Annotated in this window: 2 protein-coding genes; one reads left to right on the top strand and one right to left on the bottom strand. The window is 60.9% G+C overall.

Features of this window, described 5'->3' with window-relative positions; all coding sequences use genetic code 11:
* A partial coding sequence (locus tag NKK47_RS35075; protein WP_352579940.1) for a hypothetical protein occupies positions 1-227 on the top strand: 227 nt, incomplete at its 5' end.
* A gap of 206 nt (positions 228-433) precedes the next feature.
* Here NKK47_RS35075 and NKK47_RS35070 read toward each other — a convergent pair.
* On the bottom strand, positions 434-726 hold a 293-nt coding region (locus NKK47_RS35070), incomplete at its 5' end, for a transposase (RefSeq protein ID WP_352579939.1).

Raw genomic sequence — 726 nt, 5'->3', positions numbered from 1 at the left:
AGCAACGCTTTCAACTCGCCTCTGCTCAGTCTAACGTCTCGATTGGTCATGGCACTTCCCCTTCCACGGGAATCGGTGATCGCAATGTCACCACCGTGCCATGGCCGCTCGCCCCTCAGAGCAAGCGCCGTTCTCTCTCCAAAACTTTTTGCAGAACCTTCAGCACATCTGTGGACGCCCCCGTGAGCGCAAGAAGAATCTTCGAAAGGCAGTATAGCGGCGCGTAGTCGGGTGCTGACATCTGTCCGGCCTCTGATGCGGCCTTCCATTTGCCGCCGGCCCGTATGGGAGTTCGCCGATCGGATCCATATCACTACCGCGCGCTCGAGGCGCTCTGTGCTGAACTGGTTTTTCCGATCCGTCTCTCATCGACTGTCGCGCCATACCTCTCCGTGTGACCTTCCTACACCTGCGACGACCTCAGACCGAGCTGCTATGCTGCCACGGCCGGAGCCCTGTAGGTCCCACCTCTTGCCATGAGCGCCCAGACGATGCGGGCCATCTTGTTGGCAAGAGCGACGACCACAAGCATTGGCGGCTTGCGGGCGAGCATGCGCCCAAGCCACGATCCTTCCCGAATGCCTCGCCGACGAGCATGACGCACGACAGCGCTCGCTCCGATGATAAGCAGGCGCCGCAATGTACGCTCGCCCATCTTCGATGTTGCACCGAGCTTCTGTTTACCGCCGGTTGAGCGTTGCAGCGGCGTCAGGCCCAGCCAAGCGG

This window comes from Mesorhizobium sp. M0019, from assembly GCF_040323975.1.
Lineage (GTDB): Bacteria > Pseudomonadota > Alphaproteobacteria > Rhizobiales > Rhizobiaceae > Mesorhizobium.
Note: the sequence above shows the minus strand (reverse complement) of the source record. Positions and strands in the feature narration are given on the sequence as shown.